The organism is Corynebacterium sp. HMSC08C04, assembly GCF_001807495.1.
Classification (GTDB): Bacteria; Actinomycetota; Actinomycetes; order Mycobacteriales; family Mycobacteriaceae; genus Corynebacterium; species Corynebacterium simulans.
On record NZ_KV789202.1, the window covers coordinates 1 to 14,250 of the forward strand.

Consider the following 14,250-nt stretch of genomic DNA (forward strand, 5'->3'; position numbering starts at 1 on the left):
CCCCGCCACACCCGGAGCTACGGCGGGCGAATTAACGACATCGCGCAGCTGCCGGATGGATTCATCCCCGGCGGCAATAGCATCGTTGGTTTGCTGGGTCGCGGAGTTAAAACGGGAGTTTGCTTGGTCGAGCTGCGCAGTAATATCCGCGACGGATTCCTGGGCCCGCGCGGTGCCTTGCGCGACGCCGGTTGAGCCCTCGACGAAAGCCGAGGTCAGGGAATCGGTATAGCCGGTGACGTCGCCTTGTGCGCTGGCGATGACATCCTGGACGTCGCCAAGTGCGGCTTGTGCATCCGTCATAGCCTGCTCAACATCGCGCACCGTCTGCTTGGCATTTTGCATCTTGACCTGCGAGTTGCCAAGCTTATCGCCAACCTCACGCAAATCCGCACGCGCGGACTCGATGTTATTAGCCGCCTTGTCGAAGGCACCCTCCGAACTCTGGCGAGAGCGCTGCAGCCGGTCTTCGAACTTATTGCCCTCATCGCGCACCGAGGAGGCCGCTGCCTCCGCCACCTGCTGCTTGAATGCAGAGGTGATCTGCTCGTCCAAGCTAGATGCGGCGCTGTCGGTGATCTTGGGCGCGATTGCGCTGGCCTTCTCATTGACGCGGTACTCCAACGTTGGCTGCGCATATTGGCCATGCAGCGCGCCTAGAAGATCCGAGCTGAAATTCTCCGGGATGGTCACCGTGGCGAAGGTCTCCCCGCGCTCCAAGGAGCGCTCGGCTTCTTCAGCGTCAAGGAATTGCCAGCCCAGCTGGTGATTGTCGTGCAGCTGCTCCGTGACTTGCTTGCCGACGTCGATATGACCGGTGACATCAGAAGATCCGCCCTTGTCCTCATTGACAACGGCGACCTTAATATTTTCGGTTGCTCCGTATGGGTCCCAGAATGCCGCGATGTTGACCCACGAATAAAGCGCGGGCGTAATGACCAAACCGATGAGAATGATCCACGACTTTTTGGTGCGCCCAAGACGGGCAATATCTCTTAGAAAAATTTGCCAAGCATAACGCACGCTGAACATACTACTTAAGCTTTCGGACATGGCGTTAACCAGCACCTTTATTGTTCAACGAACGAAAGTAGTTCATTTTAGAAACTATTCATTTCAAGCTGCGGGCCGACGGTTTTATACAGCTTTCCTTCCCCGGACGAGGGCTTGAGCAAACTTGGGACATCGGAGTTATTTCCCGAGCTTCTCGGCCTAAACGGAACCCGCACTATCACTTACGCTTTCGAGACTCGCCTTAGCACGCAAAAGGCACAGCCTTTCAACACCGCGATCTATAGACCACCTTTAAACCACTTTGTTAAATATGTCACTCACCATATATACGAGGCCTAAAGAACTACATAAAACTTTTACTCACCCCGCAACCCCCACACCGTGGGGAATATTCTCCCCCAAGAGCCAAACATGTCGAGACAAGGGTTTAGAGTAAGTGGAGCTTTGCGCTGTGACTGCCCTTCATTTTTTAAAGCAGCGCGAGAGATGTCCGTTTCCGCCCCCTTGATTGATGTTTCCCTATAGGAGAATTCCGGATGCCAAGACCGGTTGATTCACATACCTCTTACGTGCCCGCAATCGACGGCCTGCGCACCGTCGCTGTGCTCAGCGTCGTGGCGTATCACCTAGACCCGGCCTGGCTGCCCGGCGGCTACTTGGGCGTCGGTATGTTCTTTACGCTCTCTGGCTACCTCATTACTGCCAACCTTATGCGCAGCCACCTGCGCGGCAAGGGCCTTGGCCTGCCTACCTTCTGGCTGCGCCGCTTCCGTCGCCTCGTGCCGGCAGTCGTTCTCATGCTGGTCGCCGTAGTATTGCTGACGATCTTCTTCGATCTCCCCAAGCTCGGCGAGACCAGCGGCCATGCGCTCAGCGCGCTGTTCTACGTCAACAACTGGCATGTCATCTTGGAGGGCCAGTCCTACTTTGACCGCTTTGCCGGCCACGCACCGCTGGACCACATGTGGTCGCTGTCGGTGGAAGAGCAGTTTTATCTCTTCTGGCCGCTGGTGTTGTTTGTGCTTCTCAAGCTCACCCGTGGCAAGCGCAAGCCGCTTCTTATTTCCACGCTGGTGCTTGCCGCACTGTCCTTCGGGTGGATGGCCTTCCTGTTCAACACCGGCGCCGATGCCACCCGCGTCTACGAGGGCACCGATACCCGTGCCGGCGGCATTCTGCTTGGCGCTGCCCTCGCTATCGCACTGACCAAGCAACGCGGCTACCGCATCCCGCCGCGGGCACTTACCATCCCGGCTTCCATTCTCGGTCTGGTTGGTATTGGCCTGCTCTTCTGGTTGCTGCCGGACTATTCGCCGCACCTATACAACTGGGGCCTTATCGCTCTTTCCATCGCCACCGTCGCGGTCATCGCCGCGGCCTTGGATCAGCGCAGCCTTCTCTCCCGCTTCTTCGCGCTGGCACCACTGCGCTGGATCGGTGAGCGTTCCTACGGTATCTACCTCTGGCACCTGCCTGCCATCGTGTTCATTCCAGATTGGTCCGTAGCGCACCCCATCTTGGTCACCGTGATCTCCATCCTCCTCGCGGCCATTTCTTGGGCGCTAGTTGAGGACCCGATCCGCCGCAACGGCGTCGTCGAGCCGGTGAAGAATTGGTGGGCGAAGCGCAAGAGCATCGGCATGCCGCGCCTTGGCCTTACCGTTCCAGCCACGCTTATGGCGGCCGTGGTTGCAATGGGCATTCCGGCCGCATGGAACGATGCACTGGGCCAGGAGGAAACCCCAGGCTCGCAGCAGATGGGCTTGAAGGTCGGTGGAGGCGGCCCCAAGAAGGACACCGCGGCTGCGGCGCCAGCACCTAATGCCTCTTCTAGCGCGGCCCCAAGTTCCGCTGCCCCAGATCCGAACCAGAAGGGCAAGACGCGCTGCACCACCATCATCCACGTCGGTGACTCCACCTCCATCGGCATGTTCTCCGATGACTACGTCTCCGATCCTTCACTCAATGCCCAGGTGACCTACAAGAACGTCGGCGCTCAAGAAGTCGTCGCAGACGTCACCGGCGCCCGCTCCACCGTTGAGGCCCTCGAGGGGGATCCAACCATCCTCGATTCCGTTAATCAGCTGTTGCAGCAGGGCTACGGCGAGGACGATTGCTGGGTCATCGGCGCTGGTGTGAACGACGCCGCAAACCGCGCCGTGGGCGGTTCCGGCGAGGAAGACTGGCGCGTGGACCAAATCATGCAGGTGCTCGGCAAAGCCCCCGTGATGTGGCCGACTGCCAAGACCAACCTGGATTCCGGTGCTTACGTCAACGCCAACATGGCGCCTTTCAACGAGGCCCTGCTCAAAGCGCGTGACCGTTACCCGAACTTGGTGGTCTATGACTGGGCTGCCGATGCCCGGACCGAGTGGTTCTTGGAGGGCGATGACGTCCACTACAACACCGGTGGCAACGAGAAGCGCGCGGAGTACTTCTCCAAGGCAATCGCCAAGGCATTCCCTGCTGATGGCTCCAAGCCGGAGCACCAGATCGTGGCGGTAGATTCCACGCCTACCCGCTAGGAAAAAGCAAAGATATCGGGCAGGACATAGTTAATTCGCAAAGGCCGGTGGTTCAAAACCATCGGCCTTTAGCCATTCAATATGCGGCGGCGTGTTGTGGCCCCACTCGTTGCGGGTCCACACAAAAGCCTCTTCTACTTCTGCTTCCGAGTAGCCACCATCGCGCAGATAGGCCTTGAAACCGTTTTTGCCCGGCTCCTTAATCCACAGCCAGATATAGTCCAGCACACTGTGATCCCCCAGCAAGTCCTGCAGAGACTCCGGCAGGTATTCACGCTCGGCGCGCACGCGGGCTTCTAGGTCCTCGTCGAAGAAGTCGTACAAATAATCCATACTGTCTTCCAGCTGGGCATATTCGAGTGCATTCATGTTTTTATACTCCTTGCGGCCCCAGCCTAGCGGGTCTTGGTTCCCAGGGTCATGCGGTCTACTTCCTCGAGTACTTCATCCACGATCATCGGGTTGAAGTTGCGGTCACGGCGCAGGCGAAGCAGCTCCTGTTGGGCACCTGCCAAGGCAACCCGGCGCGCCGCCAGCGCGACGTCGCGAGCTTTGATCGCCTTTTGCAGACGGGTGCTGGCATCGTCGCCGTCCTCGTCTTCACCAAGGCGATCCTCAAACCACTGCGAGATATTGGCGGCAATCTCTGGGTCCAATTCTTTGTATTTCCTCCGCATCGAAGCCACGCCAGCTTTGCGCGCACGCTTGGTGATTTCCGCGCGCATTTTGTCAGAAGCTGCCTGTGAATACGTGGTCAGATCCAGCTGACGCATGAGCCACGGCAGCAGGAGACCTGGCAGCACCATGGTCATCACCAGAACGGTCAGCGCGATAACGGAAAGTTCATCACTATAGGCAATGGCATCGCTCGGTATGGACAAAACCAGCGCGAGGGTGACCAGGCCACGCATGCCTGACCAAGCCATAAGCAGCACTTCCTGTAAGCGCAGCGGTGCAAGGCGTGGCTTTCCGCGCCGCAGATTGATGCGGTAGAAAAGCCACATCCATAGCAGCCGAACTACAAAGGCCACGAGGGAAAGCAGCACGCCAACGATGATCGAATGCCCCAGGTTGGTGCCCGCCTCGTGTACCGCACTGTTAACGGTCATGCCGATAAGGCCAAAGGCCACGCCCGTAAACAGCAGCTCGATGGTCTCCCAGAAGGATTGACCGGAAAGTCGGTCTTCGGCCTGAATCGACGCGCGCGAATGCAGCTCCACCGCGGCGATAACGACTGCAATAACACCAGAAGCATGGAGTTCTTCCGCAACTACATAGACGGCGAAGGGAATCACCCAGGTAAGCGCATTGCGGGCAACCACTTCATGAACTCGCGCGATGAACATGGAGGCAAGGCGTCCGCTGCCCCAGCCCAGCACACCCGCCACTGCTGCCGAGTAGAGGAAGTTCAAGATAGCATTCCCCCAGGTCATGGTGGAATCATCGGTCACCGCCACGAGTGCGAGGTGGAAAGCCACAATCGATGCCGCGTCGTTGAACAGGCCTTCAGTCTGCAGCGTGGAAATAATGCGGCGCGGGATACCCGCGGGCTCAGCCACTGCTTCCACCGCAACTGGGTCAGGCGGCGCGATAGCAGCGCCGATGAGAATCGCACCCGCCAGGCTGACTCCAGGCAAGAAGGCATAGGCAGTCATGCCCACGGTCAGCGTGGTGGCAACCACCAAGAGCACGGACAAGCTCAAGATAGTCACCCATTGCTCGCGGATTACACCCCAGGAGGTTCTACGCGCCAGTGCCCACAGCAAAGGCGGCAGGAAGACGGGCAGGATGAGATCGGTTGGAATCTCAAAGTCCGGCAGCCTCGGAATGAACATGGACAGTGCCGCCAGAATGGAAAGCAAAGCCGGCCAGGGAAGCCCGGTCTTATCCCCGACTGCCACCACAATCACGGTCAACAACATCAAACCAATGAGTACTAGCAGTACTTCCACAAAACTCACTCCACATACGCGCCGACTCTGCCCCTTGTAGCTTACCCTTTAAACAATAGTCTGGCCGGTATTAGTCCTGTGCGGCACCTCGGCGCCCATCGCTCCACTCATAAGGCTGAGTGCTCAGCGCCTCCGGCTGAAACTTTTCCAGTAGCTCGTGAGCGCTTGCTGCCGTATAGCCCAGCGAATGCGCCATCTGCCCCACCACCTGCTCCGGGGTATAAAACTCCAGCAACTGGCGCAGCGTTACCGCACCATCCCGTTTGGACAAGCGCTTGCCTTCCGCGTTGAGAACCAAGGGAACGTGAACAAACTCTGGCGCCGGCTGGCCCAGCAAGCTCGCGAGATAAGCCTGCCGCGGGGCGGAGCTCAACAAATCATCGCCGCGGACTACCTGGTCGACTCCTTGGTAGATATCGTCTACCACCACCGCCAAGTTATAAGCCCAGTCCGTCTTTGGATTATCAATATCGGTAACCTGGCCGCCGCGCCGCAAGATGAAATCGTCGACGTCGCCTGTGTAATTGCCATGCAGCTTGTCCTGGATGGTGAACTGATTTGTTTCCGCACGCAGCCGCAGCGATGGCACGCGGCTTTGCGCGGCAAGCTCGCCGCGTTTTTGCGCTTTGGTTCCCTCATCAAGATAGCGGCAGGTGCCCGGATACTGCCCGGGGATGGCATGCGGGGCGCGCGCGGCTTCCTGAATGTCTTTGCGCGAACAGAAGCACTCATAGTACTGCAGCTTCTCCAAGGCCGCGCTGTAGGCGGCTTCCCTATCCTGCTGGTAGATGACCTCGCCATCCCAGTCGATTCCGAGCGTGGCCAGATCTTCCAATTGGCGCTGCGCTGCATCAAGCGAGGAGCGCTGCTTATCGATGTCCTCGATTCGCACCACAAAGCGCCGCCCTGAAGAACGCGCAAAAAGCCATGCCAGAAGGGCTGTGCGGAGGTTTCCGAAGTGGAGATCCCCCGAAGGGCTCGGGGCGTAGCGTCCAGCGTGGGTGTGAGAATCCATGGAATCTAGTGTACGAGCGAAATTTATATGTTCCTGCACTAAAATCTGCCCCATGCCTACCGATGTGACTTACCCTATTCTCGATGCTCAACGTGCCACCGCGCTTTTGGATATTGCGAAAAGCTACGACAACGACACCGCTTTTCCCGCAGCGGAATTAAAGGAAATCGGCGCACTTTTAAGCCAAGTCATCGGTGACGATAAATTCGTGGGCTCAGCTGAGGACGTAACGCCTACCGCTGACCTGCTCAATGCATTCATGCTCCTGCTTATCTGGCAGGACCCGTCCTCTCCCGCAGCGGCCCAGTCCGCGCTGCACATCGCAAGCCTCGGCGCCTTAGCTGGTAATCCGACCATCACCAGCCGCGGCTTTAGGCTCGCGTCCCGTTACTACGATGCTCTACAAGACTCCGAGAAGGCATGGGCATACGCCAAGAAAGCTGCCCAGGCAGGAGACGACGCCCAACTGATAAAGCTGCAGAACATCGCCGAGCAAGAGCGCGCCGCCGAGGAAGCATTAGCCGCCCAGCAAGCACAAGCAGCCGAAGCAGAAGAAACAGCAGAGCTAGAGCCAGAAGAACCGGAAGAGCGCGAGCGAACCGGCACCCTCGAAGAGCAGCTAAACGAGCTGCGTGACCGCCTCGAGATTGCCAAGCGTGAGAACGTCAAAGAGCACAGCGAGGAATTCGTCGACATCAACCGCCAAGTCCAGCTCGCTGCGTTCAGCGAGGAAGACTCGCTTCCGGCTTCCCCGGTCAGCGCGGTGCCGAACCCAAACTCCGCCCTCGCGAAGGCGCTGTCTATCCTCCTCGAATCCGCTGTCGGCGCGCTGTGGGCGTGCCCTTCCTTTGCGACGCGCAGCCACGTGGCGAACAAGAGCAACGAGATCCTGCGCAAGTACCACCTCAGCCCCGAATATGCCACGCTGCCTGCGGGAATGCTGGCACGCTTTTACGCTGATGCGGCCGGAAACAATACCGATACCACGGGCGAAACCGCAGCTGATTTCTACGGCCTTGCGGCTAAGGAATACTCCCGCAACGGCAATGAAGCCCGCGAGCTAGAAATGCTGCTGCGCAAGGTCGAGGTCTTCCTCATCGACAATGACCGCGATGAAGCGCACGACATCTTGGCTTCACGGTACGTCAACGCACTCAAGTACACGGAGCTGCCCATCGCCGCACGCTGGACCGTCTTGTTCTCCGAGACGCTGCGCACGGAGGCAGAAAACATGTTTAAGTCCACCCAGGTCCTGATGGACTTTCTAAGCCGCCACCCCATCGCCTCGGCGCGCAGCCCCCTAGATTTCAACGCCTTGGCTGAAGTCGTTGAGCTCTTGGGGGATCGCTATACCTCCGCGAACGATACTGTCACCGCACGTGAGAAGTACCGCGTGGCCTATGAGCTGTTTAATACGGCGAACAATCAGGAGGCACTCGCGGCATTGAAGGCTTAAAGCCGAACCATTCCTTGTTGCCTGGTAGCCACAGCAGCACGATGGTTACCATTGCTGCCAAGGAAATGGGCCAGACATGTGGCAACACGAGCATCAACACCACAATGGCAAGGATGACCGTCAGCCAGATTCGCGCTTTGTGCTGGGCATGCAGCGTATAGACCATGAGCACGCACAGCGCGAGCACCACGAGTGAAAGCCCCACGCCCAGCTCAGTGGCTAGGCGCTCGATGCGGTTCAAGTGTTCGGGAACGCGCTCGGAGGCCACGAGCTCGAATACGTAGTAGACGATGTAGGCCGAGATTCCCAGCACAAAAAGCGCAGCGATCTGTAGCGCCCACGGCGCCCGCCAGGCGGACATATCGGCGGCCCGGCGCGCCGCCTTCTGTTGGTCTGCAACCTGCCCATAGCGGTAGTCACTGACCGGCATCGCTGGGGAACCAAACTGTGCTCCGCCAGCACCGCTTTGGGAAGGAACCCCAAATTGCTGGTTTCCGTTGGGCGTACCGAAGGTCACTGGACATCCTTTCCAAATACGCCGTAGCCGCTAAGCAGCGTACGGATTGGGTCCAGCACGCGGAAAGGTGCGATGCCACTGCGTGCTAGGTGCCGGCCTGTCGGCGCCTCGCCTAGAGCGGAGACCGCGAAGTACCGGTATCCGTTCTTGCTGACGTTGGCGACCATGTTGATGAGGTCGAAGGCTTCCAGGTAGCGCAGCAAGGAGTCCACTTCCTGGTGCAGGACGTAGGAATCGTCGAAGTGGAAGTTCCAGCCGGTATCGCGGCGGAAGGCAGCGCCCGCGTTGCCCATGATCTTGGCCCACGGCGTATTCGGGTTATGCTCCAGTTTCTGCAGCGTATCGAACTTGGAGATGGTAACTGCCAGCGGCGGCGGGCACTCCGTTCCCATCAGCGTGATGAGGTTTTCCAGCACCTGCGTGGGCTCGGCACCGAGCTCACCAAAGTCCGGAACAAGTCCGTGCAGGTAGTCCCGGATTTGTCGCTCACGCAGCGGGTCAAACAGGAAGATAACCAGGTCGGCGTACTTGAAGAAGGACAGCGCCTCGCGGTCTTCTTCCCGCTCCGGCAGGTTCTCCAGGTCCTCGCCGGCAACGTCGCGGAAGACGAGATAATTGGTACGCATTACGCCTTCGGCATCTGGCCAACGGCCCAGATCAAAGATCAGCGGGTCACGCTGATAAGCATCGGTGGCCACGGCGCTCGGGGTGGGCTCCATGCTCTGCATTTCCTTAAAGAGCGGATTTTCGTACTTTTCCGCATAGCGCTGCGCCGTGGATTCATCGGCCGCCAGCACGGAGTGATCGTGCTTGTGCGCAAGCTGCTTGAGCTGCTTGACCATCACTGCGGTATACAGCGACTTGCCGGAGTTACGCGCGCCGGCCATGGCCACGCAGTGGGTCACGGATTCCGTCCAGTCCGGCAACAGCTCGCGGTTGTTATATGGGCTTTCGGTAGCGCCCTTTTCCAGTGGACGGAAAGTCCACGGGCATGCGGCGGTGCTGGTCATTAGTACTCCTCCTTGAGCATCGCTGCCACTTCATCGGATAGGCGCGCAAGATCGCTGTTGAATGCGCTGCGCTGCTTATCGACGTCGTCTCGGTCAATCACCACGAATGCCACCGGGTGCTCGCCTGCACTTGCGCGAGCGAGTTCAACTTCCTGCTCGGCAATCGGGCTAACCACAATCACCACGGCGGGCTTTTCACCGCTTAGCATCGCGGCAGTAGGGCTGTCGGTTACATAGATAAACAGCGAGGAAGATTCATGTAAGTCATGTCCTTTCCACTGGCGGCGCCCCACGCGATCAGCACCGGCATCGATAGCACCAGTGATAAAGCTCTGCAGCTCGCTTACGGTATGACCAGCGGTACGTTCCTGCCCATCGGTCGCGGTGAAGTTCGTGAAGGAATCCGCAAGGGCATTGATGTACTTCGCCGCCAGCTCGATAGCACCATCGGAAGTATTGACCTGCATGGAAGCAGAGCTATCGATAACCGCGATGGCATCGGCCAGCTCAGCGTCATCAAGCGCCGCGCGGCGCATCTTAGAGCGGACCTCGCGCGCCGAATCGGTGATTCCTGCACCCTCGGAAGAACCAAAGGCCGAAAGACGCAGCTGCTGGTCCTCAACCTGCAGCTCGGCGAGACGCTCGGGGCTATCTTCCGCGCCGTCGATAAGCACGCGCGGGAAGCTCACGGTGTCCTCACCGTTGCTGATATTCAAACGAATCTCGCTGCGCAAACCAAAGGTGCCGAAGCCCTTCGGGCGCACCTGGATCGTCGCATCCTGTGTAACCGCATGCACGATGAGCAGCAGGTCATCTACGCGGGTGTAATCCACCCCCTCGGGCACGATAGCGAGTTCAACCTGCGCGCCACCCGCACCGATTTCGAAAGCCTCGACGCGAATGGTGTCAGTGATTGTAAGGTGACGAGATTCCCCGTCTTTCAAAGTGTATTTAGCCATTGTCTTTAACTTTCCGTGAAACCGTGTGCTCGTTTGATTTCTGCAAAAATCCCGCCCAAGTAACGTCCTAATTCACCAGTCGCCGCACTCCGCCGTTCCTCAAGCTGGATAACAGGCGCAAATCTTTCGATAGTGAGTGCACGCGCTTGATCCAGCGACGCCGTGTCGATGCCGCCCAAAGCCTGCGAAACTAGGAAGTTATAATCGGCCGGAAAATATTTCACCCAAGAAGCCAATGCTGCCGCCAGCGCAAAGACCCGCGTTCCCTCGGGGAAGCAGGAAGGATGCAGCAGCGCAAAGTGAATAGCACGCCCCCGATGCTTCTTCAGGTAACCCATCCACCAAGCTGGATCGAAGTCTCGCAGCTGTTCCAGTTCATCTGAGGTAAGCCCCGGAACAACGGCGTTCGCACCCGGCGCCGCAGGGGCCGCTGCAGCTGCTGCGGTCGGTGCAGGCTCCGTTTGCGCGATGCCTGGCGATGCCCCGTTTTCCTCGCCCCGTGGCGCAGATTGCGCACTTTCGCTGAAAGGGTTTACCTGCGACGCAGCCGACAAGTCTGCGGCAGCTGCAGCCGGCGACTCAGCCCACGGCTCGGCCACAGATTGTGCGGGTTCGTCAACAAAAGGCGAGCTCGCCTCTGGCTCTACTGCTTCCGGTGCTGGGGTCGGCGCCGACGCTACTTCCCCGGCGCCCTCGTAGGCGCTCAAGTCCGGCAGTGGCTCGCCCAGTTCGAAGATCACCGGATTGCCAGGAATAGCGCGGGCCTTGGTCAGCTCGAAAAGACGCAACTTTTCGGACTCAGGAACCACCACCATGGTCGAAGTGCCCAGTGGAAGCTCAGCTATGGCGGCCGGCTTTTCAAAGGTAGAGAATCCGAATCCCGGCTCGCCTACCTCGCGGGCTGCGGCAGCAACCCAAAAGGCCGCTTGGTTTTCGGGCGCCACCAGGATGACGAGAGTTTTCTTCTTCGAAGAAAGCACCTTCGCCATCGCTTCTACCAAGCGCGCGTTATAGGCGGCGTCGTTATGCGGCACTACGGACTTGAAGGGCGTTGGCAACGCGGCAGGGCTGCGGAATTCGCCGGCCAAGAAGTCGTCGATAAGCGCATCGCTCGCAAGCGGACCTTTACGCGAAATCTTTTCCGGGATCTCCACCTTGTCCACTTCAAAGATTGAAAAAGGCGTCGGCACATCCGGCGAATACAGCACGTCCGCCGGTGCGGGCGGCACTCCCCCGTCTGAAACCGCGGTATAGGTAAAGACGTTGCCGCCGCGGCCCGTGGCGTCGATGCCGGCGGGAACGGAGACCATGGTGACCCATTGCTCGCCCTCCTCGGTCAGCGTGAATACCGCAGTGCGGCGCACCAGCTCCGCGCGCTCCTGAGCCGAAGGAAAGTCCGGGATAGGCGCACCGCTGTTCAAGCTCGTTGGGACAAAACTAACCAGCTCCTGCAGCTGCTCCTGGGAAATATCCCCGCTTACTGCGCCCACTCCCCAGCCGCCTGCCCGACCGTTGCCGCGCGAGAAGGATGCAAAGCTAAAAGCACCCGCCATTAATACTGCCCTCCTTGCTGGAAGTTCTGCGCGCCATCCTGCGGGGAAGGCAATGGGTCAAAGCGCAAGCGCTGGGCGACGCCGCTTTCTACCACGACCGTCCTATCAGTGGCATTGAACTGCGACGCCGAATCAGAATCGAAGCTGCCCTGCTGGCCCAAGCTGAAGTCGTGGCCGAAGTCAGGGTTGAAAGATTGCGCGGAAAAATCACCCGTAGCAAAGTCTTCGACCGCAAACAGGCGAACATAGCCGCCGTTCCAGGTTCGCTGGTCTAAGTCCACGATGAAATCAGGCTGCTCAAAAGTGCCCTGGTGCAGGCCCTGGCTGGTGTAGCGGTCCGTGTTCATGCCAGACAGCTTCAACGGCACACCATCCTCAGCAAACAGCGGCAGGCGCACCGGGTTATAAATCACCTGGCAAGAAAATGGGCGCCTATCGCCCATGTCCAGGCTGGACAGGTACACGCCAAGCTGCCGGGTGCTGAAGTCATAGTGGAAGTCATAAGTCACCGTGCGCAGGCCGGGGTATTCAATGACCTGTTCGCGGGCCTCAGTTCTTTTACCCGCAAACATGGCAAACGGGCGCAGGCGCACGACGTCACTGTGGCGCTCGAGTTTCAGGCGAATGCCGCCCTGCAACTCGTATTCCTCCTCGCGCACCGTGGTAGTGCCGCTGTTGGTCGTGCACTCCACCATCGTGGCGCCGCGCGGCCAGGTGAAGGAAATCAACTGGCTATCCACGCGCTCGATAAGCCGCACTTCATCCTCCCCGATGGGCAGCACACGCTGCAGAACGCGCGACTCACCGACCCATGCGTCGGCCTCGTTGAAGTTGACCGGGGTGACATAAACCTCGTACCAATCAGAAGGCCACGGCATCGTGGTGTTCTGCACGGAATCCGGTGGGGTTGCGCCTCGCGTTTCAGTCACGGCGTCGGCAAACGCGTTTTCCACATAAGACTTATCGATGGCCTTGGTGCGCAGCTCCGGACGTGGGGCGTGCGGGGTCAGATAAATCTTGACTTCGCCCGTCTTCGGCGAGTTCCACTCAATCTCGATGTTGTCGTGGCCATCGGAATTCTCCCGCTCACAGCGCGTAAGCGACATCTTCTCCAACTCACTGGCCAGCTTCACTGAATGCTGCACTACCGTCTCATTCGCGCTGGTCAACCTGCCATCGCGGAACTGCGCCTGGCCGAGCAAGGAGACAACCATGGTCTGGCCCGCCTCCTGCACACGGATGGTGGCCTTACGCCCACTGCTTTCGATGTCCTGCTCAAACCGCGGGGAAAGCAAGTCGCGCTCGGTGTCCTTGCATGCATAAACGACGGCGGCCTCATGGCCCTCCAGCAAGTCCCAAGAGACCTGGATTGCGCCCTTGATGGTGGTCACCTTGACGTTGACCGGCGGGAAGACTACTGCCGTCTCGCCCATAAACAGCGGCTGGCTGCTAATCGCTTCTCCCAGATCGGCGCCCTTATAAGCCCACACCGCATAGTGGCGCAGACCGGCCGCACCCGGATCCATGTCGCGGTAAGCGGTGCCGCGGGTAATCATCAATGTCTCGCCTGCTTCCGGCGAGGCAATCATCTCTCGGTCATCGGCAACGACGCGGTAGAAAACCAGTTCTCCCGGCTGCGCAGAAACCGGCTCCCACCAAATGCGCACCGGGTGGCGGACGTCCGAATTATCCTCTGCCGGCTGCTCGTAGCCATAAGGATCTTCTTCTGCTTCTGCCGCTGCATCGGTGGTTTCCGGGACCTCGACCACAGCGTGCATCTCAGGCACTACCCAACCCTCTGGCTGCTTGCCCTTATAAGGCGCGCTGAATGCATCTGCCGGCAGGTTGGTGTAATCGTCCTCGTTGACCTGGGTACGTACGTTCTCCTTGGCCTTGAGCTTGGCAAGCTCCGCTGCCCAGTCGATGTCCTTGTTACCAGGCTGTGGCGACTGTGGGTCTTCTTTTTTGGGACTCATGTCTTTGATCTCCGAAGTTCCAAAGGAGGATAGGGTGGCGCCCGTTTGGGGCTCCGGAGCAGGCGGCTGCGGGTTGAGATTGGCCGCGTTAAGTTCCGGATGCGCAACGGCGCTGCCGTTGAATACCGCCGCGATTTGTTCTGCAAACTCGCCGTACTGCGGTGCAATGTGCCGACGCACGTCCTCGGCCGAGACCTGCTCCAAATCGTGCAGCGGGAGTAATTGCGAAAGCGGAATATCCGTAATCTTGGGTGATTGCGTCATCTTGGTGAT

The 14,250-nt window shown here is 59.1% G+C and carries 11 protein-coding genes; 2 read left to right on the top strand and 9 right to left on the bottom strand.

What is annotated here, in order from left to right:
- Window positions 1-1,032 (bottom strand): YhgE/Pip domain-containing protein (locus HMPREF3169_RS03150; protein WP_141748307.1); only part of this gene is annotated, 1,032 nt, incomplete at its 3' end.
- A 518-nt stretch (window positions 1,033-1,550) separates the two neighbouring features.
- On the opposite strand from HMPREF3169_RS03150, the gene HMPREF3169_RS03155 reads away from it, so the two are divergent.
- The gene (locus tag HMPREF3169_RS03155) at window positions 1,551-3,539 is read left to right on the top strand and encodes an acyltransferase family protein (protein ID WP_070455654.1); all 1,989 of its coding nucleotides are present in this window, start codon (window positions 1,551-1,553) and stop codon (window positions 3,537-3,539) included.
- 30 nt (window positions 3,540-3,569) lie between these two features.
- Here HMPREF3169_RS03155 and HMPREF3169_RS03160 read toward each other — a convergent pair whose 3' ends face one another.
- From HMPREF3169_RS03160 to gluQRS, 3 genes are all read right to left on the bottom strand, one after another.
- On the bottom strand, window positions 3,570-3,908 hold the full coding sequence (locus HMPREF3169_RS03160) for a hypothetical protein (RefSeq protein WP_062036214.1): 339 nt from the start codon (window positions 3,906-3,908) through the stop codon (window positions 3,570-3,572).
- Window positions 3,909-3,934: 26 nt separating this feature from the next.
- A complete protein-coding gene (locus HMPREF3169_RS03165; RefSeq protein ID WP_070455655.1) occupies window positions 3,935-5,491 on the bottom strand; it encodes a cation:proton antiporter in 1,557 nt (518 codons plus the stop codon).
- 70 nt (window positions 5,492-5,561) lie between these two features.
- Window positions 5,562-6,506, bottom strand: coding sequence for a tRNA glutamyl-Q(34) synthetase GluQRS (gluQRS, locus tag HMPREF3169_RS03170; protein ID WP_070455656.1), 945 nt, complete (start codon window positions 6,504-6,506; stop codon window positions 5,562-5,564).
- Window positions 6,507-6,558: 52 nt separating this feature from the next.
- On the opposite strand from gluQRS, the gene HMPREF3169_RS03175 reads away from it, so the two are divergent.
- Window positions 6,559-7,962 carry a hypothetical protein gene (locus HMPREF3169_RS03175; protein ID WP_070455657.1) on the top strand — a complete coding sequence of 468 codons (1,404 nt, stop codon included), beginning with the start codon at window positions 6,559-6,561 and terminating at the stop codon, window positions 7,960-7,962.
- On the opposite strand, the gene HMPREF3169_RS03180 is transcribed toward HMPREF3169_RS03175, so the two are convergent.
- From HMPREF3169_RS03180 to HMPREF3169_RS03200, 5 genes are read right to left on the bottom strand one after another with little or no spacing between them, the layout of a single operon-like run.
- Window positions 7,916-8,479, bottom strand: a complete 564-nt coding sequence (locus HMPREF3169_RS03180) for a hypothetical protein (RefSeq protein ID WP_246815589.1) — start codon at window positions 8,477-8,479, stop codon at window positions 7,916-7,918. The genes HMPREF3169_RS03175 and HMPREF3169_RS03180 overlap by 47 nt on opposite strands.
- Window positions 8,476-9,489, bottom strand: a complete 1,014-nt coding sequence (locus HMPREF3169_RS03185) for a TRAFAC clade GTPase domain-containing protein (protein ID WP_061920082.1) — start codon at window positions 9,487-9,489, stop codon at window positions 8,476-8,478. Before HMPREF3169_RS03185 ends, HMPREF3169_RS03180 begins: the two co-directional genes overlap by 4 nt.
- The gene (locus tag HMPREF3169_RS03190) at window positions 9,489-10,448 is read right to left on the bottom strand and encodes a hypothetical protein (RefSeq protein ID WP_070455658.1); all 960 of its coding nucleotides are present in this window, start codon (window positions 10,446-10,448) and stop codon (window positions 9,489-9,491) included. Before HMPREF3169_RS03190 ends, HMPREF3169_RS03185 begins: the two co-directional genes overlap by 1 nt.
- Window positions 10,449-10,453: 5 nt before the next feature.
- Window positions 10,454-12,001, bottom strand: a complete 1,548-nt coding sequence (locus tag HMPREF3169_RS03195) for a GAP1-N2 domain-containing protein (RefSeq protein WP_070455659.1) — start codon at window positions 11,999-12,001, stop codon at window positions 10,454-10,456.
- A complete protein-coding gene (locus HMPREF3169_RS03200; protein ID WP_070455660.1) occupies window positions 12,001-14,241 on the bottom strand; it encodes a SaeA-related protein in 2,241 nt (746 codons plus the stop codon). Before HMPREF3169_RS03200 ends, HMPREF3169_RS03195 begins: the two co-directional genes overlap by 1 nt.
- Window positions 14,242-14,250: the final 9 nt, after the last annotated feature.

What these genes read in the sequence shown, in the direction of transcription:
- HMPREF3169_RS03200 (WP_070455660.1), bottom strand. Translation starts at nt 14,241, where the DNA reads ATGACGCAATCACCCAAGATTACGGATATTCCGCTTTCGCAATTACTC.
- HMPREF3169_RS03195 (WP_070455659.1), bottom strand. Translation starts at nt 12,001, where the DNA reads ATGGCGGGTGCTTTTAGCTTTGCATCCTTCTCGCGCGGCAACGGTCGG.
- gluQRS (WP_070455656.1), bottom strand. Translation starts at nt 6,506, where the DNA reads ATGGATTCTCACACCCACGCTGGACGCTACGCCCCGAGCCCTTCGGGG.
- HMPREF3169_RS03160 (WP_062036214.1), bottom strand. Translation starts at nt 3,908, where the DNA reads ATGAATGCACTCGAATATGCCCAGCTGGAAGACAGTATGGATTATTTG.
- HMPREF3169_RS03185 (WP_061920082.1), bottom strand. Translation starts at nt 9,489, where the DNA reads ATGACCAGCACCGCCGCATGCCCGTGGACTTTCCGTCCACTGGAAAAG.
- HMPREF3169_RS03175 (WP_070455657.1), top strand. Translation starts at nt 6,559, where the DNA reads ATGCCTACCGATGTGACTTACCCTATTCTCGATGCTCAACGTGCCACC.
- HMPREF3169_RS03190 (WP_070455658.1), bottom strand. Translation starts at nt 10,448, where the DNA reads ATGGCTAAATACACTTTGAAAGACGGGGAATCTCGTCACCTTACAATC.
- HMPREF3169_RS03155 (WP_070455654.1), top strand. Translation starts at nt 1,551, where the DNA reads ATGCCAAGACCGGTTGATTCACATACCTCTTACGTGCCCGCAATCGAC.